The 24,774-nt window shown below is 41.4% G+C and carries 27 protein-coding genes and 2 tRNA genes; 17 read left to right on the top strand and 12 right to left on the bottom strand.

The genetic code is table 11. The features are described 5' to 3' along the window. Positions 1 to 8: 8 nt before the first annotated feature. The 8 genes from priB to alr all read left to right on the top strand — a co-directional run bounded on the left by priB (position 9) and on the right by alr (position 5,778). Complete coding sequence (gene priB, locus WDB87_RS14885) at positions 9 to 326, top strand: primosomal replication protein N (protein WP_004588456.1); 318 nt, start codon at positions 9 to 11, stop codon at positions 324 to 326. Between the two features lie 12 nt (positions 327 to 338). Continuing rightward, positions 339 to 566, top strand: coding sequence for a 30S ribosomal protein S18 (gene rpsR, locus WDB87_RS14880; protein ID WP_002962753.1), 228 nt, complete (start codon positions 339 to 341; stop codon positions 564 to 566). 35 nt (positions 567 to 601) lie between these two features. Next, positions 602 to 1,054, top strand: coding sequence for a 50S ribosomal protein L9 (gene rplI / locus WDB87_RS14875; protein ID WP_089346781.1), 453 nt, complete (start codon positions 602 to 604; stop codon positions 1,052 to 1,054). A 186-nt stretch (positions 1,055 to 1,240) separates the two neighbouring features. Beyond that, the gene (locus WDB87_RS14870) at positions 1,241 to 1,789 is read left to right on the top strand and encodes an RNA polymerase sigma factor (RefSeq protein ID WP_286246222.1); all 549 of its coding nucleotides are present in this window, start codon (positions 1,241 to 1,243) and stop codon (positions 1,787 to 1,789) included. Continuing rightward, complete coding sequence (locus WDB87_RS14865; RefSeq protein ID WP_337850289.1) at positions 1,782 to 2,258, top strand: hypothetical protein; 477 nt, start codon at positions 1,782 to 1,784, stop codon at positions 2,256 to 2,258. The genes WDB87_RS14870 and WDB87_RS14865 overlap by 8 nt, the downstream gene beginning before the upstream one ends. Positions 2,259 to 2,267: 9 nt before the next feature. Then, the gene (locus WDB87_RS14860; protein WP_337850288.1) at positions 2,268 to 3,206 is read left to right on the top strand and encodes a DUF4097 family beta strand repeat-containing protein; all 939 of its coding nucleotides are present in this window, start codon (positions 2,268 to 2,270) and stop codon (positions 3,204 to 3,206) included. A 113-nt stretch (positions 3,207 to 3,319) separates the two neighbouring features. Beyond that, the gene (gene dnaB / locus WDB87_RS14855; RefSeq protein WP_004588461.1) at positions 3,320 to 4,699 is read left to right on the top strand and encodes a replicative DNA helicase; all 1,380 of its coding nucleotides are present in this window, start codon (positions 3,320 to 3,322) and stop codon (positions 4,697 to 4,699) included. Continuing rightward, positions 4,699 to 5,778 (top strand): alanine racemase, encoded by a 1,080-nt coding sequence (gene alr / locus WDB87_RS14850; protein WP_337850287.1) that lies wholly within the window; start codon positions 4,699 to 4,701, stop codon positions 5,776 to 5,778. The genes dnaB and alr overlap by 1 nt, the downstream gene beginning before the upstream one ends. Before the next feature lie 14 nt (positions 5,779 to 5,792). On the opposite strand, the gene WDB87_RS14845 is transcribed toward alr, so the two are convergent. Continuing rightward, positions 5,793 to 6,032, bottom strand: a complete 240-nt coding sequence (locus tag WDB87_RS14845; protein WP_004588463.1) for a DUF2960 domain-containing protein — start codon at positions 6,030 to 6,032, stop codon at positions 5,793 to 5,795. Positions 6,033 to 6,130: 98 nt separating this feature from the next. On the opposite strand from WDB87_RS14845, the gene WDB87_RS14840 reads away from it, so the two are divergent. The 3 genes from WDB87_RS14840 to WDB87_RS14830 are packed head-to-tail and all read left to right on the top strand — an operon-like array spanning position 6,131 to position 7,851. Continuing rightward, the gene (locus WDB87_RS14840) at positions 6,131 to 6,382 is read left to right on the top strand and encodes a hypothetical protein (protein WP_055015263.1); all 252 of its coding nucleotides are present in this window, start codon (positions 6,131 to 6,133) and stop codon (positions 6,380 to 6,382) included. Between the two features lie 41 nt (positions 6,383 to 6,423). Then, the gene (pnuC, locus tag WDB87_RS14835) at positions 6,424 to 7,041 is read left to right on the top strand and encodes a nicotinamide riboside transporter PnuC (RefSeq protein ID WP_004588465.1); all 618 of its coding nucleotides are present in this window, start codon (positions 6,424 to 6,426) and stop codon (positions 7,039 to 7,041) included. Positions 7,042 to 7,044: 3 nt separating this feature from the next. Next, positions 7,045 to 7,851 (top strand): phosphotransferase, encoded by an 807-nt coding sequence (locus WDB87_RS14830; RefSeq protein WP_337850286.1) that lies wholly within the window; start codon positions 7,045 to 7,047, stop codon positions 7,849 to 7,851. On the opposite strand, the gene WDB87_RS14825 is transcribed toward WDB87_RS14830, so the two are convergent. Further along, positions 7,848 to 8,030 carry a hypothetical protein gene (locus WDB87_RS14825; RefSeq protein ID WP_024031630.1) on the bottom strand — a complete coding sequence of 61 codons (183 nt, stop codon included), beginning with the start codon at positions 8,028 to 8,030 and terminating at the stop codon, positions 7,848 to 7,850. The genes WDB87_RS14830 and WDB87_RS14825 overlap by 4 nt on opposite strands. Positions 8,031 to 8,264: 234 nt before the next feature. Between WDB87_RS14825 and WDB87_RS14820 the strand changes: the two genes are divergently transcribed. Beyond that, positions 8,265 to 8,339, top strand: a tRNA-Arg gene (locus WDB87_RS14820). A 148-nt stretch (positions 8,340 to 8,487) separates the two neighbouring features. Then, complete coding sequence (locus WDB87_RS14815; protein WP_337850285.1) at positions 8,488 to 9,717, top strand: HD-GYP domain-containing protein; 1,230 nt, start codon at positions 8,488 to 8,490, stop codon at positions 9,715 to 9,717. Here the strand turns inward: WDB87_RS14815 and WDB87_RS14810 are convergent. After that, positions 9,677 to 10,000, bottom strand: coding sequence for a hypothetical protein (locus tag WDB87_RS14810; protein ID WP_337850284.1), 324 nt, complete (start codon positions 9,998 to 10,000; stop codon positions 9,677 to 9,679). The two genes, WDB87_RS14815 and WDB87_RS14810, sit on opposite strands and share 41 nt — an antisense overlap. A gap of 283 nt (positions 10,001 to 10,283) precedes the next feature. Between WDB87_RS14810 and WDB87_RS14805 the strand changes: the two genes are divergently transcribed. Continuing rightward, positions 10,284 to 11,531: an outer membrane protein transport protein gene (locus WDB87_RS14805; RefSeq protein WP_337850283.1), complete on the top strand. Its 1,248-nt coding sequence runs from the start codon at positions 10,284 to 10,286 to the stop codon at positions 11,529 to 11,531. Between the two features lie 111 nt (positions 11,532 to 11,642). Here WDB87_RS14805 and WDB87_RS14800 read toward each other — a convergent pair whose 3' ends face one another. The 3 genes from WDB87_RS14800 to pepA all read right to left on the bottom strand — a co-directional run bounded on the left by WDB87_RS14800 (position 11,643) and on the right by pepA (position 16,669). After that, positions 11,643 to 14,495 carry a valine--tRNA ligase gene (locus tag WDB87_RS14800; RefSeq protein WP_337850282.1) on the bottom strand — a complete coding sequence of 951 codons (2,853 nt, stop codon included), beginning with the start codon at positions 14,493 to 14,495 and terminating at the stop codon, positions 11,643 to 11,645. 54 nt (positions 14,496 to 14,549) lie between these two features. Continuing rightward, positions 14,550 to 14,996, bottom strand: coding sequence for a DNA polymerase III subunit chi (locus tag WDB87_RS14795; RefSeq protein ID WP_286246232.1), 447 nt, complete (start codon positions 14,994 to 14,996; stop codon positions 14,550 to 14,552). A gap of 161 nt (positions 14,997 to 15,157) precedes the next feature. Next, positions 15,158 to 16,669, bottom strand: a complete 1,512-nt coding sequence (gene pepA / locus WDB87_RS14790; RefSeq protein ID WP_337850281.1) for a leucyl aminopeptidase — start codon at positions 16,667 to 16,669, stop codon at positions 15,158 to 15,160. Positions 16,670 to 16,977: 308 nt separating this feature from the next. Between pepA and lptF the strand changes: the two genes are divergently transcribed. Both lptF and lptG read left to right on the top strand, forming a co-directional pair. After that, positions 16,978 to 18,090: an LPS export ABC transporter permease LptF gene (gene lptF / locus WDB87_RS14785; protein WP_286246234.1), complete on the top strand. Its 1,113-nt coding sequence runs from the start codon at positions 16,978 to 16,980 to the stop codon at positions 18,088 to 18,090. Further along, positions 18,087 to 19,154: an LPS export ABC transporter permease LptG gene (lptG, locus tag WDB87_RS14780; protein WP_286246235.1), complete on the top strand. Its 1,068-nt coding sequence runs from the start codon at positions 18,087 to 18,089 to the stop codon at positions 19,152 to 19,154. The genes lptF and lptG overlap by 4 nt, the downstream gene beginning before the upstream one ends. Before the next feature lie 78 nt (positions 19,155 to 19,232). Here the strand turns inward: lptG and WDB87_RS14775 are convergent, their stop codons facing one another. Next, positions 19,233 to 19,733 (bottom strand): RDD family protein, encoded by a 501-nt coding sequence (locus tag WDB87_RS14775; protein ID WP_286246236.1) that lies wholly within the window; start codon positions 19,731 to 19,733, stop codon positions 19,233 to 19,235. A 291-nt stretch (positions 19,734 to 20,024) separates the two neighbouring features. On the opposite strand from WDB87_RS14775, the gene WDB87_RS14770 reads away from it, so the two are divergent. Further along, positions 20,025 to 20,109 (top strand) — tRNA-Leu (locus tag WDB87_RS14770). Positions 20,110 to 20,318: 209 nt separating this feature from the next. Here the strand turns inward: WDB87_RS14770 and WDB87_RS14765 are convergent. The 5 genes from WDB87_RS14765 to WDB87_RS14745 form a co-directional block, all read right to left on the bottom strand. Continuing rightward, a complete protein-coding gene (locus WDB87_RS14765; protein WP_337850280.1) occupies positions 20,319 to 21,092 on the bottom strand; it encodes a polysaccharide deacetylase family protein in 774 nt (257 codons plus the stop codon). Further along, entirely contained in the window at positions 21,089 to 21,808 is a 720-nt protein-coding gene (locus WDB87_RS14760; RefSeq protein WP_337850279.1) for a GDSL-type esterase/lipase family protein, read from the bottom strand. The genes WDB87_RS14765 and WDB87_RS14760 overlap by 4 nt, the downstream gene beginning before the upstream one ends. 78 nt (positions 21,809 to 21,886) lie before the next feature. Next, positions 21,887 to 22,180, bottom strand: a complete 294-nt coding sequence (locus tag WDB87_RS14755; protein WP_337850278.1) for a hypothetical protein — start codon at positions 22,178 to 22,180, stop codon at positions 21,887 to 21,889. Continuing rightward, positions 22,180 to 22,647, bottom strand: coding sequence for a DUF4405 domain-containing protein (locus WDB87_RS14750; RefSeq protein ID WP_337850277.1), 468 nt, complete (start codon positions 22,645 to 22,647; stop codon positions 22,180 to 22,182). The genes WDB87_RS14755 and WDB87_RS14750 overlap by 1 nt, the downstream gene beginning before the upstream one ends. Before the next feature lie 118 nt (positions 22,648 to 22,765). Beyond that, positions 22,766 to 24,721 carry a TonB-dependent receptor domain-containing protein gene (locus WDB87_RS14745; RefSeq protein ID WP_286246241.1) on the bottom strand — a complete coding sequence of 652 codons (1,956 nt, stop codon included), beginning with the start codon at positions 24,719 to 24,721 and terminating at the stop codon, positions 22,766 to 22,768. Positions 24,722 to 24,774 lie beyond the last annotated feature (53 nt).

Raw genomic sequence — 24,774 nt, 5'->3', positions numbered from 1 at the left:
TTAGTGTAATGGTTAGCCCATATATGAATCAGCTGGTTATATCGGGGGTTGTTTGTAAAACACCCAAGTTTAGCCAAAGCCCTGCAGGCATACCGCATTGTATTTTTGTTGTTGAACATAAATCGATGCAAACCGAAGCAGATCTTAACCGTAATAGTTACGTTAGGCTTCAGGTTGTTGCCAGTGGTAAGCAAATGCAACAACAGACTCAACATTTGCACGTTGGGCAGGCATTGCAAGTGAGTGGTTTTTTAAATCGCCACGAAGGTCGTAACGGCCTTAGCCAATTGGTTTTGCATGCTCAGCATATAGAAAGAATTATTTGAGGAATTAATCTCATGGCACGTTATTTCAGACGTCGTAAGTTCTGCCGCTTTAAAGCGGAAGGCGTACAACAAATCGATTACAAAGATCTAGCTACTCTTAGAAACTATGTTACAGAAAGTGGCAAAATCGTACCTAGCCGTATTACAGGTACTAGCGCTAAATACCAGCGCCAGCTAGCAACTGCTATTAAGCGTGCTCGCTACTTAGCCCTTCTTCCATACACTGACTTACATAAGTAAGCAGCGGATTAACAGTTTTTAAAAGGTGTAGAAACATGCAAGTTATTCTACTAGATAAGATCGCTAACCTAGGTGGCCTAGGTGACCAGGTTGTTGTTAAATCTGGCTTCGCACGTAACTTCCTTTTCCCGCAAGGTAAGGCAGTTCCTGCAACTAAAGCAAACATTGAAACGTTTGATGCTCGTCGCGCAGACTTAGAAGCGAAAATCGCTGAACAGTTAACTGCAGCACAAGCACGCGCTGATAAACTAGAAGCATTAGCAGAAGTTACTTTAGTATCTAAAGCTGGTGACGAAGGTAAGCTATTCGGTTCAATCGGTACTCGTGACATCGCTGACGCTATCTCAGCTGTTGGTGTTGAAGTTGCTAAATCAGAAGTTCGTTTACCTCTAGGTACTATCCGTGAGACTGGCGAATTTGACGTTGCAATCGCAGTACACTCAGACGTAACAGCTACTATTAAAGTAATCGTTATTGCTGAAGCTTAATTTTTAATTAAGCCCAAAAAGCCGTGCTTTTAGCGCGGCTTTTTTGTATCTAAAATTCCTCTCTAATACTTCTTTATAAAATTATTTCACTATTTTTATTCTTTGTTTAAACCTTTTTTGCCTGTCTTTGCGTCTTACTTATCAATAAACTAAAAACATAAAAATAACTAAAAGGCGACGTCACGGATGTTACACGTTAAACCCGAAAACGCACCCATGTGCGAAGCTGCATTAATTGAGCAGGTTAAGTCGGGCGACCAAAGTGCATACAAAGCGCTCTATGAGCTGCATATAAAGCGTGTTTACGGTTTATGTTTGCGCTTACTGGCCGATGAAGCGCACGCTGAAGATGCCGCCCAAGAAGTGTTTGTGCAGGTGTGGCATAAAATAGCGCAGTTTGACGGCCGCTCACAATTTTCTACTTGGTTACATAGCGTGGCAAGCAACATTGCGATTAGTTATGTACGCAAGCACAAAAGCTGGTTAAACAAAGTAGTGAGCATAGAGCAAAGCGGTATGGATGAACAAAGCGCACAAAGCTGTAAGGGCCTCAATGGACTCGATAAACTAATAGTTCGTTTACCAGAGCGTGCCCGTATGGTGTTTGTTTTATATGCCATTGAAGGCTACCGCCACGAAGAAATAGCCAAGCAATTAGGTATGGCTGTGGGGTCAAGTAAGTCCCAATACCATAGAGCAAGGCAGTTATTACAAGAGTGGTACGAGTATGAGTAAACAAAATTTTGATAACTACTTAAACGAGTCTTTAAATAACTTAAATAAAGACATAACACCTAATAAATCGCTATGGGCGGGGGTAGAGCACGCCATAGTTGCAGGCAAACCAACGGCAAATAAAACGCCATTATGGCCTAAGTTAAGTGCTATTGCTGCGTGTAGTGTAGCGGCGTTATTAGCAATAAATATGTTTATAAAAAATAACGAGCCAAGCCAAGTGGTGGCTATGAGCGATTACTTTAAAGCGCAAAAGCAAAGTTTATTAGTGCAGTACAAAAACCAACATGCACTAACCAATAACTGGCAAGCACAGCTAGAAGAGCTTGAAGAAGCTGAACAAGCAATTAAACAAGCACTTGAAAACGAGCCACAAAATCAGGCGTTATTGACTATGTTGGCACAGGTTTATCAGCAACAACTCGACTTAATTAACAAGGTGCATGCACCGCGTTGGCAGCAAATATAGGGGAATAACATGAAAGCAATTTTACTTGGGCTAAGCCTATTACCACTAAGCGTTTTAGCGGGTGAAAAAATAGATAAGCAAATAGAGGTGCCAAGCGGCGGCACTATTTTTATTGAAAACCAACGTGGCGATGTAAACATAACTGGCTGGGATAAAAACGAATTTAAAGTATCTGGCGAGCTTGATGATAAAGCACAAGGGTTTGAGCTAAAAACCACGGGCGATAAAACCGAGTTTATAGTAAAAATGCCACGTAATTTGGGCTGGGGCAACAATGGAGATGGCTCTAACTTAACTGTATTTATGCCAAAAAGCAGTCATTTAGAGTTTGCCGGCGTAAATGTGTCGGTGACTGCAAAAGCACTAAGAAAAGGCGCTGAGGTTGATGTAGTTAACGGTGAAATTACGGTAGATGATATTAGCGGCACTGTAAAATTGAGCACCGTAAATGGCGATGTAAATGCACAAAATTTAAGCGGTAATATTCAATTTGAAACCGTAAACGGTGAAATAAACGATAAGCAATCAAGCGGAGAGTTACGTTTTAGCGCTGTAAATGGCGATATCAAATCAAGCACAACCGCAAACGATGTGCGATTAGAAAACGTAAATGGTGATATTGATTTTACATTATCGAGCATTAAAAGCTTGCGAATTAACACCGTAAACGGTGAAGCTGAAATACGTATTAGTGAGCTGTTAAAAGGCGCTGATGTACGCTATGAGTCGGTAAGTGGCGATGCTGATTTTTATTTTCCGCAAAACGTATCTGCCCAGTTTGAGATTAAAGCCCATGCAAATGGTAAAATTATTAATAAAATTACCAGCGATAAAGTAACTAAAGCTAAATATGGTCCCGCAAGCGATTTAGAGTTTAGTGCCAATGGTGGCAGCGCAAGTGTTGAAATGGATACCATAAGCGGGCGCATTGAGCTGCGAACTAAATAACGCTTAATACCGTTAATGATTACAAAAAGCAGGAAAAGATTTCCTGCTTTGCTATTTGCACAGCCCCGCCAAGTCGATAGAATAGAGCCATTCAATTTTAGTACTGTGAAGTTATGGCCAAACCAGATAAGCAAGTCGATACCCTTAAAGTCCCTCCCCATTCAATAGAAGCTGAACAATCTGTTTTAGGTGGCTTAATGCTTGATAACCAAGCGTTTGACCGCGTAGCAGAGCTGGTTGTTGCGCAGGACTTTTATACCCGCACCCATAAGCTTATTTTTGAAGCCATGACCGCACTTGCTGAAGTGGGCGATCCGATAGATTTAATTACAATTTCAGAAAGCCTTGAAAAAAATAACCAACTAGCAGGTATTGGTGGTTTTGCGTATTTGGCCGAAATAGCTAAAAACACCCCAAGTGCTGCGAATATTGATGCATACGCTAATATTGTGCGTGAGCGCGCGGTAGTACGCGAAATGATTGGCGTAGCTAACGAAATAGCCGAAGCCGGTTTTAACCCAGAAGGGCGCACCAGCCACGACTTATTAGATTTTGCCGAGAGTAAAGTATTTAAAATTGCTGAGCAACGTACAAAAAGTACTGAAGGCCCGCAAAGCATTCATAACATTCTTGAAAAAACCGTCGATAAAATCGAAGAGCTATACCAGTCGCCGCAAGACGGTGTAACCGGTGTAAGTACCGGCTATGCTGATTTAGATAAAATGACAGCAGGTATGCAGCCTTCTGATTTAATTATTGTTGCAGCACGTCCTTCAATGGGTAAAACCACCTTTGCGATGAACCTTGCAGAGCACGCCGCAATGACGCAAGACAAGCCTGTGCTTATTTACTCACTAGAAATGCCCTCAGAACAAATTATGATGAGGATGCTTGCGTCACTTGGTCGTATTAACCAAACTAAGGTACGTACCGGCCAGTTAGATGATGACGATTGGGCACGCCTTTCATCAACCATGGGGTTGTTGATGGAAAAAGGCAAAATGTATGTTGATGATGCATCAGGGCTAACCCCCACCGATGTACGTTCACGTGCAAGGCGAATAGCGCGCGACCACGGTGGTATTAGTATGATCATGGTCGATTACCTGCAGCTAATGCGCGTACCTAGCCTATCTGACAACCGTACCTTAGAGATTGCCGAAATATCGCGTTCATTAAAAGCGCTCGCAAAAGAATTACAGTGCCCGGTTATAGCGCTTTCGCAGCTAAACCGTACCCTAGAGCAACGTGCTGATAAGCGCCCAATAAACTCTGATTTACGTGAGTCGGGCTCGATAGAGCAAGATGCCGATTTAATCATGTTTATATACCGCGATGAGGTATACAACGAAGACAGTACTGAAAAAGGCATCGCCGAAATTATCATAGGTAAACAGCGTAATGGTCCTATTGGTAAAGTGCGCTTAACCTTCCAAGGGCAATTTTCTCGCTTTGATAATTACGCGGGGCCAGCAGTTGATGATGAATACTAATGCGCTTAGCCACAGCCGAAATTAACTTAACCGCCCTTGCGCATAACTTATCGCAAGTAAAACATTTTGCGCCAAGTAGCAAAATAATGGCGGTATTAAAAGCCAATGCATATGGGCATGGTTTAGTGAAAATTGCCCAGCACTTAAATAGTGCTGATGCTTTTGCAGTTGCCCGAATTGATGAAGCCCTCGCACTGCGCGCCGGTGGCTTAACAAAACCAATAGTGCTGCTTGAAGGGTTTTTTAATAAAGCCGACTTGCCTATTTTATTGGCTAATAATTTTCAAACTATTGTGCACGACGAAAACCAGCTTGCAGCAATAGAAAGTGCCACCTTAGATGCGCCAATTACTTGCTGGCTAAAAATAAACACCGGTATGCACCGATTAGGTATAGCACCTGAGCAGTTTGAAGAATTTTATAGCCGCTTACAGCGCACACCCAATGCTAAAAGTACCATTAATTTAATGACTCATTTTTCGTGTGCTGATGATACACATAATGCTAAAACGGCGCAGCAAATTAGCTTATTTGATTCGCTTGTAAAGGGGATAGACCAAGCGCATTGCTTATCAAATTCGGCCGGTATTATAGCTTGGCCAGCAGGGCATGGTGATTGGATACGCCCTGGGCTTATGCTTTATGGGGTGTCGCCAATGACAAACTGCACTGGGCAGCAGCACAATTTAAAACCCGTCATGCGTTTAACCACAAAGGTGATTGCAGTGCGTGATGTTGCCGCACATGAGCAAGTAGGGTATGGAGGCCGTTGGCAAAGTGATAAACCGACCAAATTAGCCGTAGTGGCTATGGGTTACGGCGATGGCTATCCGCGTCATGCCAAAGAAGGCACACCAGTTATGATTGCTGGGCAGCGTTACGGTATTGTAGGAAGTGTATCTATGGATATGATAAGCATTGATATAGGCGCAAACGAGCACAATGTTAAAGTAGGCGACAGCGTTACCATGTGGGGGCCGGAGCTGCCGGTTGAAGAAATAGCCCTCTGCGCCGATACTATCCCTTACGAATTGCTATGTAATATTACACCGCGCGTAAGTTACGAGTACCAGCGATAGTTAATAAGTGATATTTATTCTTTAATAAAGTAAATGTCACTAAAGCCCATACGGGCAAATTCTTGGTCACGAAAGTTACGGACAGCAGAAGAGCCTTTTGAGGTCATTTCTATTTGGCGTACCATGTTTAAGTAGTTAGTTAAATCAATACCTTCGGCAGCGGCAATAGCTTGATACATGTCGTGGTATTTGTCTTTTGCGAAGTTAATTTCGCGCGGTTGGTTTTTAAATGTATAGGTTATTCTGCGTGCCATAATAAGCTCAGCTAATTGAGTGTGAATGTAATTTTACACTGTATTGAACTGGCATTGAACGATTTGTTGAAATCAAATAATTAAAAGTAGAGTTTAAAATGAAATTATCAGTAGAGATCAGTAAATACCCACTTCATCAAGATTACATCCCGTTTATAAAAGGTTTTATTGACCGCTTAAACGAATACGACAACTTAAAAGTGATCACCAATACGCTTTCTACGCAAATTTTTGGCGATTACGATTTAGTAATGCAAGTGCTAAACACCGAGATTAAACGCTCGTACGAAGAGTTTGGTAAGGCTATTTTTGTTTGTAAGTTTTTATCTGGCGATTTATCTCCAGCGTAATCGCCTTTATTTAACGTGTATTAAAAACGGTAACCGCACACATGGATTTTTTAACACAAACCTTAAGTGGTTTTACAGCAATGTCGCATTGGGAATATATTGCGGTAGGGTTGTCTATTGCTTATTTATTACTGGCAATAAAAGAGAGCCTATGGTGCTGGCCTGCCGCTTTTTTTAGCACGCTTATTTACACCATAATGTACTGGAATGGCGCGCTACTTATGGAGTCGCTACTCAATTTTTATTACATGTATATGGCTGTATTTGGCTGGATGGTATGGCGCAAAGGCAAAGCAGACAATATTAGTATTACCTCATGGTCTACACAGCGCCACGCCATTCTTATAGGTGCAACGAGCTTAGCGGCCATTATTATTGGCTATGTAATGCAAAACTACACCCATGCCGATTTTGCCTACCTAGATAGCTTTACAACCTGTTTTGCGGTGGTAACTACGTATTTGGTTGCTAAAAAGGTACTCGAAAACTGGCTGTATTGGATTGTTATTGATGCAGCCTCTATGTATTTGTATTACGAAAAAGGCTATTACCCAACGCTCGCGTTATTTATTTTCTACACTATTATGGCCGCGTGGGGATTTAAAACCTGGTACGAAGAGTACGAGCAAAGCCAAGCTAAGCCATTAGCGCAATTATAACGTATGCACCGTAATCCACATATTGCCGCGTTATGTAGTGAGTTTGTGGCACCTGAGCAGGTGCTACAAACCACTAAATTAGTGAATGGTTTAAGTAACGACAATTACCTCATAAAAACCGCACAGCAAAACTATTTATTAAAATGCTACAAATCGCATTGGCCTAAAATAGGGCTACAAGCCCAAGCTGCACTTAGCCAGCATAATGTTTGCCCTAAACCCATTTGGCTCGATAAGAACAACAGACGAGCTGCATTTCGCTATATTTGTGGTGATATTGCTACTAATACCTACAGCATCGACTTGGTTGAAAAATTGGCACGCGTTCATAGTTATCCGCTAGCTACACAGCCAATGGATATTGCAAAAGAGCTTGTGTATTACGCTAATAGCGACATATATCAACAGCACAACCGCGTAATTAAAGATACGCTAAACGCCATTAGTGACTTGCCCTACAACAGTGGATTTTGTCATAACGATTTAGTTAAAGATAACCTAATAGTAAATACAAGTGGCATGTATTTGATTGACTTTGAATATGCGCAAACAAACGACGTATATTTTGATTTAGCGGCACTTGCGAGCAGCTTAGAGCTAAATGCGCACGCAGAGCAGACTTTGCTTGAGCAATATAGCACCCAGCAAGCAGTACCCAGTGAGTTTTATTGCTCTTATGACAAGCTACGTTACTTTAAAGTGGTGTTTTTGGTGTTGTGTATAGGGTGGTATGAGCAGCGCGACATAAATAATAAGGCAAGCACATTACGCGCGCAGCTAAATAAGTTATTAAGCGAGATAAAAGCTTAAAGCCCGCCAAAACGCGCAGCAAGCTCTTTGTACTTTGCTACTTCGTCAGCATCAAATTGGGGTTCACCGTTTTCATCTTCAGACTTGGCAATAAGCAAGCTCTCACGAGCAAGGCGTTTTACCCGCTCGGCTTTTACACCTAAAAACTCAGCCACTTGCTCAGTCGACATTAAACTCATAATTACATCCTCTATATAATCCGTAAGCATTTAGAATATGTTGCCAAACGGTTACTATTTTTTTATCGAATACCAATAAATAGCTTGTTTTTGGCAAGTTGTGAAGTGTTTTATCAAAAACAGTTTGATTTATAGGCATATAACTCAATGATGCTGGTATTTATTTAAAGATCTCTTTATTATTGCCAGTGCTAAAGCATTGATATCGCGAGTTAGTGTTTTAGCAACAAATGTGCTCTTGTGGTGAAATGGATATCACGTGGCCCTCCGGAGGCTAAGTTCTAGGTTCGATTCCTAGCAAGAGCGCCATTTGCTTTTATGGTGTACCTGTCTACCGATAACCTCATTTACTCATCCTTTATAGTTATATAGTATTGCTTGCAACTCAAAAAGTAGACTTTTAGGGTTAAATAATGCTATTTAATAGGCATATTTAATTGTAGAAAACGCTTCTGCTATGCTCATCGCGTTACCCATTTCAGAGCTCACCCCAGGTATGTTTGTTGACAGTGTTACCAAACAGCATGAAGGGCTCAACAGTATAAAAATAAAAACCAGTGGCTTAGTGCGAAACCAAGCAATTATAAAACGCTTAGTAACCGAAGGTGTTTTAGAGCTGCTTATCGACTTTACCAAGGGCGATGCCGCCATACCCGATAAGTACAAACCTAAGAAGAGTACACCATCACAAAAGCCCATAACTTCAAGTAGTAAAACAAAGCCCCCCGCGGTAAAACCTGCGATTACCCTTGAACAAGAATTTGCCAAAGCTAGCATTAGTTTTGAGCAGCACAATCGTAAACTGCAAGCTTTGTATGGCGATGTAACCACAGGGTTGTCGGTTAATTTAAAGGTGATTGATGAAATGGCTAACGATATAGTCAGTTCGGTATTTAGAAATACCAGCGCAATGACCATTTTAACTCGCGTAAAAGACAAACATAGTTACAATTGGCGCCATATGGTTAACTGCGCTATTTTCACTGCTGTGTTTGCTAAGTATTTAGGGTACAAAGAAGAAGCCGTACAGCAGCTTGCTATGGGCGCGTTACTTCACGATTTAGGTCAAGCTAAACTCCCGCAGGGGATTATTTCTAGGCCAAGTAAACTCACTGGCAGCGAAATGGATATTATTAAGCGCCATGTGGCTCAAGGTTTAGGCTTGGTTAAAGGTGAAAAAGGCATAACCCCGCTTATACTCGACATGATAGTTAACCATCATGAACGTTTAGATGGCTCAGGCTATCCGCGTGGTATTACAGCTGAAAAGCTTAGCCGCCCAGCGCGCATTATGGCGATTGTTGATGTGTACGATGCGTTAACAGCCGACAGGCCGCATCAAGAAGGGGATGAACCCATAAATGCGCTGCGTTATTTGTTAGCCCATAAAGAGCTGTTTGATGCAGAGCTGGTGCAACACTTTATTAAATGTTTAGGCGTTCACCCTGTAGGCACTATTGTTAAACTAACCAATGAACGATTAGCGCTGGTACTTGAAGGCAACAAATTAAATCCTATCAAGCCTAAAGTTAAGCTATTTTATAATGCTAAGCATGGGCACCACGTTACCCCTAAAGACTTAGATTTAAATGAGTCTGATCAAAGTATTAAAATAGTGTCGAGTATCAAGCCACTTGACTATCAAATTAATTTGGCTCGTTTGTTAAAAGAGCATTTGTTGAACTAGCATTTTTACAACGCTTAAGTTTTTCGCGCCTAGCAGAAATATAAGCACCTAAAAAGCAACTAGCCATTAACGTAAGCCATAGCAAAGTACCCAGCTCTACATGCAGTGCAAAACAACAAAAAGTTAAAGATACCAGCGCATTGATCATAGCCCCCAGCCAATAATGATTTACAGGGTTATCACATTGCCCAGCTTGAGTGCAGGCACAATAATTTGCTTTATAAAAACAAAACACACTGGCGCCGCAAAAAGTCAGCCCCGCCATAATAAGTAAAATGATCACACTTTTTAGCTTCCTTGGTGATTTTGTAATGAGTTTAAAATGCAGGTAATTACAAGTCAATCTAAATGATAATTAATTACAATTAGAGTATAAACTCTAATAACATATTTCTCATCCGATGAGTTTTAAATAGTTGTTAAATCATCGTTAAAAAACGTGTTTTTTGCTGTTTTTTGACGCTTTGTTACAGTTTTTTATAAAAAATTAAGGTAGTGTAGCCAAGTTTAAAATCCTAATAACAACACATAGATACCCAAACAGCAGTTTGGTTAAGGACTTAACAATGAAATTTACTAAAACTCTAATCGCAGCTTCGCTTGCGTTAGTATCTGCAGATACATTTGCTGCTGCGTTTCAGTTAGCTGAGCAAAACGCATCAGGCCTTGGCCGCGCATACGCCGGTGAAGCCTCTATCGCTGACGACGCGTCAGTTGTTGCTCGTAACCCAGCTTTAATGACGCTTTTTAAAGATAAGCAATTAAGTGTTGCAGCTATCGGTGTAATTCCAGATGTGAGCATTGAAGGTGAGTCTACTAGCAACGGTATAGACCCAAGTGCGTTAGATGACGATAGCATTGCACCAAGTGCTGTGATACCAGCAGCTTACTTCACTATGCCATACAACGATAAAGTATCACTTGGTTTTGGTGCGTTTTCTAATTTTGGTTTATCTACAGAATTTAACGATGACTACGTAGCGGGCCAAATTGCCGGTGAGACTGAAATTGTTACAGTTAACCTAAACGCAAGCGTTGCATATAAAGTAACTGAGCAATTTAGTTTTGGTATTGGTTTAAACTATGTTTATGCTGATGCGACAATAGTGCGTAAAGTAGGTGCTAATCCTGGGATCCCATTTTCAACAAACGCCGTTGATTTGGAGGGTGATGATACTGGCTACGGCTTAAATGTAGGTGTAATGTACCAATTAGACGACAATAGCCGTTTTGGTTTTAACTACCGCAGCGAAACAGATATTACCTTCGAGGGAACCTTCTCAAGTGTTGCTAACTCTGTGCCTGAGCTTCCTGGTTCAGTGGAAATTACTCTACCAGCTATTGCGGAGTTCTCTGGTTCACACCAGTTAGATGAAAAGCTAGGCGTTCACTACAGTGTATTATGGACAGGCTGGAGCAGTTTTGAATCACTAGAAGCACAAGTGACGTTACCAACTGGTGATAAGTTTGTACCGTTTGAAAAGCAAGAGCAATTTGATGATGCATTCCGTTACTCTATCGGTGCTGATTACCAATACAACGAAGACTTACTTCTTCGTGCAGGTGTAGCGTTTGATGAGTCGCCAGTATCACAAACGCATCTTTCTATCTCTATCCCAGATACAGATCGTTTTTGGTTCTCTGTAGGTGGTAACTACGCAATCGATACGCAATCAAATGTTGATTTAGGTGTAAGTGTTGTTCGTGGTAAAACACAGAACTTTACTGAAACTGATGATTCAGGCAGCCAATGGGGCTTTGAGTCAAAAGGCCATGCTGTTGTAATTGGTGCTCAGTACAACTACAAATTTTAATGTAGTTATGCCTTGTGGTTAATCGCAAGGCACAAAAAAGCCGCTCACTTTAACAGTGAGCGGCTTTTTTAATACCTATTAAATAGTGTTAATAGGCATTCTTATGAAAGCTTATAAGCTTTCTATTTTAGTTTTTTGCTCAAGTAGCTTGGTTTTAGCATCAGTGAATTCAGCTAATTTAGCATTTTCTTTTGCAAGTACGGCTTCAGGTGCGTTATTTACAAACTTTTCGTTTGCTAGTTTATTTTGCACTTGGGCTAGGCCTTTTTCTGCTTTTTCGAGTTGCTTGTTAATACGAGCAAGCTCGGCTTCAACGTCAATTAAGCCCGCCATAGGGATCATAATTTCAAGGTTGCCAACATAAGAGGTTGCACATGCGGGTGCGTCGTCTTTGTTTTCAAGCAGGGTGAAAGATTCAAGTTTAGCAAGCGAGGCAATAAATGACTCGTTCTCGTTAATACGGCGCACGTCATCATTTGATGCATTAGCCAGCAACACGTTAAGTGGCTTACTTGGGCTAATATCCATCTCACCACGAATAACACGGATTGCTAAAATGAATTGCTTAACCCACTCTAAGTCATCCATCGCTTGTGCATCAACGTTTGCTTCATTATAAACAGGGAAGCCCTGTACCATAATACTGGTGCCTGTTGTTTCAAGCCCTGCAAGTGGTGCAACGCGCTGCCAAATAGTTTCGGTAATGTATGGCATCATTGGGTGCATTAAGCGCAGTAGGCTCTCAAGTACGGTAATTAGCGTATTACGCGTACCGCGTTGCTGTGCTTCATTGCCTTTAAATAATACCGGCTTAGTGAGCTCTAAGTACCAGTCACAGAACTGGTTCCAAGTGAATTCGTAAAGTGTATTAGCCGCTAAATCAAAGCGGTAGTTATCAAGGTGTTCGGTGTACGTTTTAACTGTTGCTTCAAATTGACCTAATATCCAGCGATCAGCTAACGAGAGCTCTTTTTCAGCATCGTTGAAGCCACAATCTTGCTCTTCTGTGTTCATCAATACGTAACGGCTCGCGTTCCATAGTTTATTACAGAAGTTACGGTAACCTTCTAGGCGGCTCATATCCCAGTTGATATCACGACCGGTTGATGCCATTGCTGCAAGGGTAAAGCGAAGCGCATCGGTACCGTGTGCTTCAATACCATTTGCGAAAACCTTACGTGTGTCTTTTTCAATTTTAGCGGCAAGTTTAGGCTGCATCATGTTGCCAGTACGTTTTTGTACTAAATCTTCAAGCTCAATGCCGTCAATCATGTCCAGTGGGTCAAGTACGTTACCTTTTGACTTAGACATTTTATCGCCGTTATCGTCACGTATCAGGCCCGTTACATACACGGTTTTAAATGGTACTTGTGGTTTACCGTTTTCGTCTTTTATAAAGTGCAGCGTCATCATAATCATGCGCGCAACCCAGAAGAAAATAATATCAAAACCCGTTACCAACACGTCAGACGGGTGGAAGGTTTTTAAATCATCGGTGTTTTCTGGCCAACCTTGGGTTGAAAAAGTCCAAAGCGCTGACGAGAACCAGGTATCAAGTACGTCTTCGTCTTGGCTTAGTGCTACGCTATCTGCAATATTATTGTCGCGGCGAACTTCGGCTTCATCGCGGCCAACGTATACGTTGCCTTCGCTGTCGTACCAAGCTGGAATACGGTGACCCCACCAAAGCTGGCGTGAAATACACCAATCTTGTACGTCGTTCATCCACGAGAAGTACATGTTCTCGTACTGTTTAGGTACAAATTGAATGTCGCCGTTTTTAACTGCATCTTTTGCAGGTTCAGCAAGTGGCGCAACACGTACATACCATTGGTCGGTAAGTAGTGGCTCAATGACCACACCAGAGCGGTCGCCGAAAGGAACAGTTAAGCCATGATCTTCAATTTTTTCTAAAAGCCCAAGCTCTTCAAATTCGGCCACAATAGCTTTACGTGCGTCAAAGCGGTCAAGGCCATGTAAACGCTCAGGAATTGGCGCATCAAACGCAAGCTCTTTACCGTCAAAGGTGTATGTTTCACCTTGGCTAAGAATAGCTGCGTTTTTATCGAAAATATTGATCATTGGCATTTTATGACGCTTGCCAACTTCGTTATCGTTAAAATCATGCGCAGGGGTTATTTTTACACAACCTGTGCCTTTGTCTTTATCGGCATGTTCATCGGCAACAATTGTGATACGACGGTTTACTATAGGCAGTAAAATCTCTTTACCGATTAGGTCCTGGTAGCGCTCGTCGTCTGGGTTTACTGCAACACCTGAATCACCTAGCATGGTTTCTGGACGAGTTGTTGCTACAACAATGTAGTCTTTGCCGTCTTGTGTTTTAACGCCATCAGCTAGTGGGTAACGTAGGTTCCACATGTGGCCTTGTTTTTCTTTGTTTTCAACTTCAAGGTCAGAAATAGCCGTGTGTAGTTTTGGATCCCAGTTTACTAGGCGCTTACCACGGTAAATTAGGTTTTCTTTGTGCAGACGAACAAATACTTCTTTAACCGCTTCAGATAAGCCATCGTCCATCGTAAAGCGTTCACGGTCCCAATCAACCGATGCACCAAGGCGACGAAGCTGCTTAGTAATTGTGCCACCCGATTCGTTTTTCCATTCCCAAATTTTATTAATAAAATCTTCGCGGCCTAAATCGTGACGTGTTTTACCTTCTTCTGCATGCAGTTTACGCTCAACCAACATTTGTGTTGCAATACCTGCGTGGTCAGTACCTACTTGCCATAATGTGTTGTTACCTTGCATACGCTTAAAACGCGTTAGGGTATCCATTATTGTATCTTGGAAGGCGTGGCCCATGTGTAAGCTACCGGTGACATTTGGCGGCGGGATCATAATTGAATATGGGGTGCCTTGGCCAGATGGCTTAAAGTAGCCTTTTTGTTCCCAGTCTTGGTATAGCGACTGTTCAATATCTTGCGGATTGTAGGTTTTATCCATTACACAGAACCTTAAATAAGTACTTAAATTAGTTGGTTAGCTTTGCCTATGTGGCTAGCTATTAATCTCTTGCGTGCTGATATTGGCACCAAGTTGGCGCAGCTTTTTAAAGCGCTCACGAGCGGCTTGCTTAGCTACAGACTCTACTGGTACAAAATCAAAAACTTGGCTAAAACGCCTAATAAAATCAGGCAGGTTATTAGCTAAGTTAATTAAAACGTTACGTTTGCCAACAGGAGGCGTGGTGCCTATTTCTACTGGTGCGCCGGCTTTAGGGCCTTCGCCTTGCAGGTTATGCGGCACAAAACTGTCGGGATCAAATGCCCAAATGGTTTCGTCAATGGCATAGGCGGTGTGCTCGTTATCAACAAAAATAAACACACGATTCCCTAATCGATACTGCTCTGCGGCAATTTGAGCTGCTAAAGCAAAATGATCATCAGCCTTCGCTTTAGACTCATCTGGTTGCTTTAGAACGAAAAATTGGGCATTGATGTTCATTGTATCGGGGTTTCCCATGACATTGAATGTGTACATAGTTGATACACATAAATTAAGAGGCCGATTTTGCCATATAACGGGGTTTGCTTCAATTAATACACAGATAATTACAGCAATAAAAAAGGCGCCAAACGGCGCCTTAATACAAGCTTTGTAAGTTATTAATCGTGCGCGGCTTCGCTAACGCCAGCGCGGTTTAATAAATACTGAGTAAGCATAGGAACAGGGCGGCCCGTTGCGCCTTTTTTAGCGCCACTGCGCCACGCGGTACCGGCTACATCTAAATGAGCCCAGTTATACTTTTTAGTAAACTTAGATAAAAAACACGCTGCGGTAATAGTACCTGCAGAGCGCCCACCTAAGTTTGTAAAATCGGCAAATGGGCTATCTAGTTGATCTTGATAGTCATCCCACAGCGGTAACTGCCATGCACGGTCGCCGCTTTGCTCAGACGCTTTTAATAAGTCATGCGCAAGTGGGTTATGGTTTGATAGTAAACCTGTAGCATGTGCACCAAGAGCAACAATACATGCGCCTGTAAGTGTTGCAACGTCAATCACTGTATCTGGGTCAAAGCGCTCAACGTAAGTGAGTGCATCACACAATACTAAGCGGCCTTCTGCATCAGTATTAAGTACTTCAACGGTTTGCCCCGACATGGTTGTTAAAATATCACCTGGGCGATACGCGTTAGAGCTTGGCATGTTTTCACAGCCGGCTAACACACCAATCACGTTAATAGGTAGCTGCATTTGTGCTAATGCACGCATAGCGCCAATAACACCAGCAGCGCCACCCATGTCGTATTTCATTTCATCCATGGCTTCGCCAGGTTTGAGTGAAATACCGCCTGAGTCAAACGTTAAACCTTTACCTACCAGTACAATTGGGGCTTGGTCATCGGCTGCACCTTTGTAGTTAATAATCGACATTACCGACTCGTTATCACTACCACGACCAACCGCTAAGTACGAGTTCATACCTAGTTCGGCCATTTTTTCTTCGCCAATAATGTCAACGGTGATATTGTCAAAATTGTTAGCTAGCTCTTGCGCTTGTACGCCTAAATAAGCAGGATTACAAATGTTAGGTGGCATGTTGGCTACGTCTTTACATAGCTTACTACCTGCGGCAATGGCTAAACCATGCTCAATAGCGCTTTCACCAATGGTTAGCTCGCGACGCGTTGGTACGTTAAACACAATTTTACGAAGTGGACGACGAGGGTCTACTTTTTTGCTTTTTAGCTGGTTAAATGTGTATAGGCAATCTTGTGTTGTTTCTACCGCTTGGCGAACCTTCCAGTAGGTATCACGACCTTTAACATGTTGCTCGGTTAAAAAGCACACCGCTTCCATTGAGCCTGTTTCGTTTAAGGTATTAATTGTTTTAGAAATTATTTGCTTATATTGCTTATCATCAAGCTCGCGCTCTTTACCACAGCCAACAAGCAATACGCGCTCGCTTAAAACGTTAGGGACATGATGCAATAATAAAACTTGCCCCGGCTTACCTTCTAAATCGCCACGGCGTAGTAAATTTGAGATATAACCATCGCTGATTTTATCGAGTTGTTCACCAATGGGGGATAACCTACGTGGTTCGTAAACGCCAACGACGATACACGCGCTACGTTGTTTTTCTGGGCTACCACTTTTTACGTTAAATTCCATTGTTACTCCTGGTTGTGAGTCATATACGTTATTAATAGGGGCTAAAAAAATAAAATCTAGTCTTAGCTACGTAACTTATGTAGGGATAATCTTAATTTTAGCTGATTTTTTCTGACTCTTACTGTGTAATTGAACTTTATATGTTTAAGGGCTACTAATGCAACAATATATCGTGCACTTAGGTAGGATAATTAATTTTGTTAGCTTATAATAACGACTTATTTACCAGATAAAACTGAGTAAAATAGCTACTTTATTATCAAATTATCACTATTGTTGTGAAATTCTATGTTTAACAGGGGCGAGCATTGCTTATTTTTCGTTATTTGACCGCTGAGGTTTTAAAATCGCAGGTCGCCGTATTTTTAACTTTAATGACCATTTTTGTGTCACAAAAGTTTGTGGTTATTTTAAGTGATGCCTCAGAAGGGAGCATTCCTGCCAAATTAGTATTATCGATGATTGCGCTGAAGTTGCCGCAATTAGCGTCGCTGATCCTGCCTTTGAGTATATTTTTGGGTATTATTTTAGCCTACAGCCGCATTTACGCCGACAGCGAAATGACCGTTCTTAAAGCCTGTGGGGTGAGTGAATGGTATGTGGTACGCGTTACTTTAATTTCGAGTGTGGGGTTGGCTATATTAGCAGCCTCTCTCACCATGTATCTTGCGCCGTGGGCGAGTGAGCAAGAATACCAATTAAAAGAGCAAGCCAAAGCCGATGCAGGTTTATCAGCTTTAAGGGCTGGGCGTTTTCAACAAACCGGTAATGAAAAAGCCGTGGTGTTTATTCACAACATTGAAAACGGCGGTAAAGAGCTTAACAAAGTATTTGTAGCACAGCTTCCGGATACCGAAACAGACGATTTAGCGCGTTTAGTTTATGCTGAGCAAGGCGTAGTGGTAGAGGCGGTAAATGGTGAGCAACAATTAGTGCTTACCGATGGTAAACGCTACGAAACCGATGGCAAAACACCGGCCCTTAATTTAACTCAGTTTGATGGCTATAGCGTACAAATACGCGAGCAAGAAATAGAGCATCAACGCCGTAAATTAGAGGCAATCCCCACTAATCAACTATTACCTCTTAACACCTCTGAGTCTATAGCTCAGTGGCAGTGGCGTATTGCAATACCGCTTTCTATTCCGTTACTAACCTTAATAGCGGTGCCGCTGAGTGTGGTCAATCCGCGCCAAGGTAAATTTGCTAAATTAGTGCCAGCCATTAGCCTGTACTTAGGTTATTTTATTTTACTCAATGCTGCAAAATTTGCCGTAGAAGATGGCAAAATACCGCCTTCAATTGGTTTATGGTGGATTCACTTAAGCGCTTTATTTATAGGTGGTTTATTAATTATAAAAGGGCGTCCTCTGGGTGCATGGCTTAAAGCTGTTGTAACTAAACGGGAGTTAAGCGCATGATGAAAACACTCGATTGGTACTTAGGCCGCAGCATTTTACAAACCACAGGGTTTGCTTTGCTGGTGTTAGTAGGTATTAGCACATTAATTAAGTTTATTGATCAGCTAAAGTCGGTTGGTCGGGGCAGCTACGATTTAATGACCGCAATGCTTTACACCTTTTACAGCATGCCGGGGGATTTAGTTATATTCTTCCCTATGGCCGCGCTTATTGGTGGTTTAACAGGCTTAGGTGCACTGGCTTCAAATAGTGAGCTGGTGGTAATGCAAGCTGCAGGAATGTCGCGCTTGCAAATTATAGGCTCGGTAATGAAAACCGCGGTGGTTATGGCCCTATGCATGATGGCTCTTGGCGAGTGGGGCGCACCAGAGGCGCAACAACACGCCAAAGAAATGCGTAATCAAGCCATCCATGGTGGCGATGTATTTAATGCGCAAAAAGGTGTATGGGCTAAAGATGGCAACAACTTTATTAATATTGAAGATGTAGATCAAAGTGGCCGCTTAAACGGTGTACATATGTATCACTTTGACAAGTCACTCGATTTAACTCAAATTACCAAAGCTAAAGTGGCCATTGGCCGTGATGAAGGCTGGCTATTACGCGATGTAAATAAGGTTCATATTAGTGATGAGCAAATAAGCAGTGAGCACGTTGATGAAGAGTTTTATCCCTCGCAGTTAACGGGCGAAAAGCTTGGCGTTGTATCGGTAAAACCGGAGTCACTTTCTTTTACTGGGCTTTGGTCATACTTAGGGTATTTACAGCAAAATGAGCAAGATACCAGCACCTATGAACTAGCCTTGTGGCGTAAGTTAATGCAGCCAGTGTCTGTTGCCGTTATGCTGCTGGTTGCATTGTCGTTTATATTTGGCCCTTTACGTACCGTTACTATGGGAGCACGTATTATTATGGGTGTAGTAACGGGAATTGTGTTTCATTTAACAAATGAGATATTTGGTCCTGTGGTAATGGTTTATCAAATACCCGCTATTATAGGTGCGGTGCTGCCAAGTATACTATTCATAGGCTTTGCTACGTACATGATGAATAAACGGGTATAGCCGTTATAAGCGCTTATTTAATACTAAAAAAGGTGACCTATGGTCACCTTTTTTGGTTTTTAATTACTTTAATTAGTACTAATCAAGCTCGCGGTAAATACGTTTATTTTCTTCTTTAGTAAGGGTAATAACCTCAGTTTTTGAGACATAGTCTTGTAGCGCTTTTTTGTTTTTAAAATCAATTAATACCACAAGGTTACCTAAGCCAAGCAGTGCACTTAAGCTGCGAACAATAGACTGCGGCCAACTAATTAAGCTTCCTTCATTAGTTTGTACTTTTAAACGCCATGCGCGCATGCCAATAGTTTGTCCGCTTTTTGTCCAAAAATAGCCAAAAAATACTAAGGTAACAATAACAAGTAGGGCGCTTCGAATACTCGATAGCAGCAATGAGTCTTGAATAAGTGCCGATACATCTTCAGCGCCATTTAAGCTAATAACATCAAGGATAATAAACCCTTGTACGGCAAATAAATAGAGCACTACCGTTAACATAGCAAATGCAATAATGGCTAACGTATCATAAACTAACGACGCAAAACGGCGCCAAAACCCAGCACGTGGAAACTCACCCGACATAAATATACTCTCACTATTAATATGCGCGCTAGTTTAGCAAAAAAGCTTACAAATACTAAGCGCTATAGTTTAGCGCTATTATTTTGTATATTTAAGGGCTAAGCAGTTAATTATAATTATTGGGGTTGCCTAAATGTTAAGCGGTTGATCGGGCTAATGTCATAAAAGGCTTGCTGCTAACCCTATTGTTTGTATAATGCTTGGCATAGAGACGAAGGTACATAAATAATCCTTAGCTCTAAAGTGGTTTTTCTTTATCTTCTCGTGTTTAGAAGGTTAAAGAAAAATGATGCCAGCGTGATGAAATTGGTATACATGGGGGATTCAAAATCCCCTGCCGAAAGGCGTGCCGGTTCGAGCCCGGCCGCTGGTACCACTTTTTATAACCTCTGCTAGTTTTAGCAGAGGTTTTTTTATGTCTGAAATTTGTGTTGGGGCGGACTTGAGCGCTACGCAAAGTGGCACTAGTATCAGTTACTCAAAGTGAGTTCATGGATGAACGATGGACACTGCTTCAGGGATGAATTAAATACTCTTATTACATTTAAGTGTGTTTTCACGAGCCATATTTAGCGCTTTTCAAGCTTACTTACCTTCTAAAAATGCGATGAACTCTCCAGCCGATACATACCAAATATCATCTTTATTTGAGAGTGTTTGAATAAGCTGCTCGGCGTAATCCCAGTTGTTATTTACTGCGTTTTTGTCAAACTCCCATGAATGACCCCAAATCATCATTACAGTGAGTTCATTGCTTTTAAGCGCAATATATTGCTCAATTAACGGCATTGCGTTTGAGTGGTGAACGGTTGGGTTCCACGCCATGGTGTTGGTAGGGAGTTTAAAATTAAGGGTGTTGTTTACTGTTCGGGCATTAGTAAAGCCCGCTTGCTTTACTAATTTCATAGCGGCTTTATCGTAAGAGCCTAAAGGGTATGCAAATGAGTGCACAGGGCTGCCTTTAATAGGCGATAAAATTTGCTTGTCACGGACTAATTGTAATTTTATCTCTGTTGTATCTAAGCCCGCAAAGCCTGGGTGTGAGTAACTGTGGCTTGCTATTTCATGGCCTTTATAAAGCGCTTTTACTTCACTTTGTTTTATATATTCGCCTTCTTTACCGGTAAAGGTTTTCATCCACGGTAGCTTTTTAGCAAATAAACCTGAGTTTAAATTAAACGTACCAACAACCTGGTACTTATTAAATAGTGCCACGAGTTTTCTGTCTTGTGTAACGCCATCGTCGTAACTAAAAATAACAGCTTTAGTGGCGCCGTTAGGGTAGCTTTTTACAGGCCCTTTACTGGCTGCACAGGTAAAGGTTGCCGCCATTAATATGGCAATTAATAAACTCTTCATTTTAAGGTTTTCATTATTGGTGCAAGTTGCTTAGCCCAAAGATCATAGCCTGCCTTGTTTAAATGGGTGCCATCGGTAGTTAGCGTTTCATTAAGCGTGCCTTGTGGGCTTAAAAATGCATGATGTAAGTCTATGTAGGTAAATTTTGCGTGCTTAATTGCTTTAATTTGCTGGTTAGCTGTTTGCGCCATTTGCGTTATAAAATCACGATGATCGGGCAAAATACTTTGTACATATATTTGTGTATTAGGAAGCGAGTTATTGAGCTGAGTTACTATTTTTTCTATATTTTCACTTACCGACGATAGGTTTTTAACTTGCTTTATATAATGAAAATTAAAAATATCGTTTACGCCAATTTTTAAAAATATAGCTTTAGGTGGGGCTGCTTTTAATTCGTTTAAACGTGCTAAAACACCGTAGGTCATATCGCCACTAATACCGCGGTTTCTTACGCGTAGGTCGTTAAATCTAATAGCCCAATTTAATCCCTGCTCAGTAATGCTATCGCCAATAAATACTATGTCGTCTTTGCGTAAAGGTTGTAGCTTAAAATGAGCTATACGCTCAGCATAGTGGTTCTTTAGCCATTGGGATTGAAAAGGAATTGCGTTTTCGGCATTAGCTTTAAAGCTTATTAATACAGCACCTATAATTAGTGTGCCAAGTAGAATAGTGATGTATTGCAGTGTGTAATTACTTGGTTTATAACTCATAAAAACCTGCGCTTATAGCTATATCAATTTAATAATGTATCTATAAACGCCGGTTTTTGATACGTGTTGCATTCGTATTCAGGCTTTGTTTTTAACCACCCTTTTTATTAATCCTAATAGTTTAGCAATTCCTAATGTCAGTAACATCGGCACGCCTATTAGTACGAGCTCTTTTACAAAGGGTAAAATGTACATCAAAATAGGGGCTATTTTCGGCTTTTCACCTTCAGGTGCACCGTGGGAGTATCCTTTTTGGTTTACTTGTGCAGCCCAGTCGGTAAGCTCTAAACTAACCAGCAAAAGGCTCACTAAAATAGATACAACTAACACGATGCTGGTGCGGCTTTGCCACTGTTGTTTTAGGTGTTTCATTATTTAGCCTCCTTGGCAAACATACGTTTAGTCAGTTTTACTATCCAAGAAAAGTTAAGCGCCAAATGTACGCCTAACATGGGCATAATAAAAGTGGCTGAATCGTGATGTATTTTTGACCAAAAATCTTGAATGTTTAAACTAATATTAAGTGCCGGTAGTAAAGCAACCGACACTAAAAAGCCGCTCACAAATACTAATAACATCATTATATAAAGTAGGTAATCCCACACTATATTAAAGCGCTCGCGTGCTGTTATGTTTGCAAATAAACGGCTAAAGCTGCGTTTTATCCAATCCCAGTGCAGCAGTAAGTGAATAACAAAAGGGATAATAAAAAATAGGCTAAACCATTCGTGCAAAGGCACACCCGTGGCCTGTGGTGCACTCACTAGCATAAAGCTAATAAGCAGTAAGGTGTCCATTACATAACGGAACTTTTGTAAGTTTTGTTTCCAACCAGACATTATTGACCCTGAAAAAGTTTATTTACTATTTATGATTGCCGCTATTTAAGGTACGCCCCCTTAAAAAGCAAAAGGCTCAATAAAATATTGAGCCTTAAATCATGAGCAAATTATTAAATTAAAAAACGTATGAGGCGCTTAATTTAACATTACGGCCTGCTTCGTAATCTTGCACTGTATCGCTTGAGTAAGAAGCGTGCGAGTAATAGGTTTTATCAAAAATGTTTTCAACACCTAAGGTCATGCTTAGTGCTTCAAGCTGACTGGGTAGCCACTGCATACTAATGTTATGAACCTGATAACCTACTTTATGAATATCAGCACCGCTTGATACCGAGTCATCAGTTCTGTTAACTAGGCTGGTCCAATTAAATTTTAAGTCGTACTGTGGTACTTCGTAGCCTAAGTTTAATGAAATACTATCGCCTACCTCATAACGCAGTTGCTCGCCTGTTTCTAGCTGTTCAGAGTCTGATTTAGAGTAACTTAAACGCGCACTAAATAGCGCTTTACGCAGAGAAAGCGTTGATTCAAAACCATCAATATCGTAATCGCCCGAGTTTTCATAAGTACCAATAGGGCGACCTTTACCAATTGCCCAGTTGTCTATGTAATCTTCAATACGGGTTTTAAACAGGTTTAATGAAAAACCAAATGAGTCTAAGCCCATCATGTTTTGATCTTTAAAGGCAAAACCAATGGCGTTATTTACACCGGTTTCTGCTTTTAAGTCTTTATCAAAGTTAGTACTGTAATCAACGTAGCTTTCGCGCAGGCCAGGGCCTTGAAACAGCTCGGTAGAGCTTGCGCTAACACTCCAGTTATCGTTAATTAGGTATTTAGCCGCTAAACCAAACGTTAACTCGTTCCACGATTTATCTAACGAATCGTTAGTACCGGCAGAGTACATATCTACTTTAAAATAGTTGTAACGCACACCAGGGGTTACAAATAGCTGATCGGTTACAGCGATTTCGTCTTCAATATAAATGGCGTGAGAGTCTGCAGTGTCTTTATTGGTTTGTACGTGGTTTGCAATACGTTTAGATACTTGCTCATACCCTTCGCCGCCATAGCGTAATGTATGGTTAAATCCAGCAAGTGCAATTTTAGATGTGGCAAGGGCAGTGTAACCCGTATGCTCAGAGTTACCCTCTGTACCCAGTGCAATATAGCTTAGCTCGTTACGGTAAACGCTTGCACGTAGGGTGATTGCATCGCCTTTATCTAGCTTGTAGGCAAGTGAAGTACTGGTACGTGTGTAGTCAATATCTTCTGTTTGCGCGTCTGAATCTTCAGCGAAGCCAGCACCAAAGTTGGTTTTTACGTAGTAATCGCCTTCATCGTTGTATCTGTCGTATGAGAACACTAAACGGTTACTCTCGTTTACATCCCAGCCGAGCTTGAAGATGCCATCTACCGTGCGTCCTTCGTTACCTGTAACTTCTTTGCCATTGCCGTTTTCAAAGTTATTTCTGTCGGTGTAGGTGTAGTAGGCAAGGGCGTCTATGTTATCGGTTAGTTGGCCATATACCGCAGCAGAGCCACCGGCGTAATCATTAGTACCTAAGTTTGTGTATAAGCGTGCGCCAAAGTCTTGGCCAGGCTCTAGTAAATCTTTAGCGTCTTTAGTTTCAAAAGCAACACCACCTGAAAGGCCGCCGGTAAGCACTGAATTAGTCCCTACTTTTATATCTACTGCTTTTAAAATATCAGCATTAATAAGTAAGTTTCCTGAGTGGTGGAACATATTATTGTTTTGGCTAATACCATCAACAGTAATGTTGAGGTCTAAATCGTCAACACCACGAATATTAATACCTTGCACAATAGAGTGCGAGCCACCTACGTCAATACCCGCTTGGTCACGGAGTAAATCACTTAAATGGTTGGCTTGTTTTCTTTCAATATCGTCTTGTAATAGCGAATTGTTAGTAATTGTTGTGCCCCATACTTCGATGGTTTCTGAGGTATCGGGAGCTTGTTCCGCTAAGCTTATGAATGATATACCAGTACACAAAGTACCAATAACAACGTTAAGCGCGTGCTTATTAAATGGGAGCGTGTTTTTCATGGTGAGTATGTTTATCTAATTTTAATATTATTAAGAATGATTCGTATTAAATA

It is taken from the genome of Pseudoalteromonas sp. C12FD-1, assembly GCF_037414265.1.
Lineage (GTDB): Bacteria > Pseudomonadota > Gammaproteobacteria > Enterobacterales > Alteromonadaceae > Pseudoalteromonas.
The sequence above is the reverse complement of the archived record's forward strand: the minus strand, read 5'-3'. Positions and strand labels throughout refer to the sequence as shown.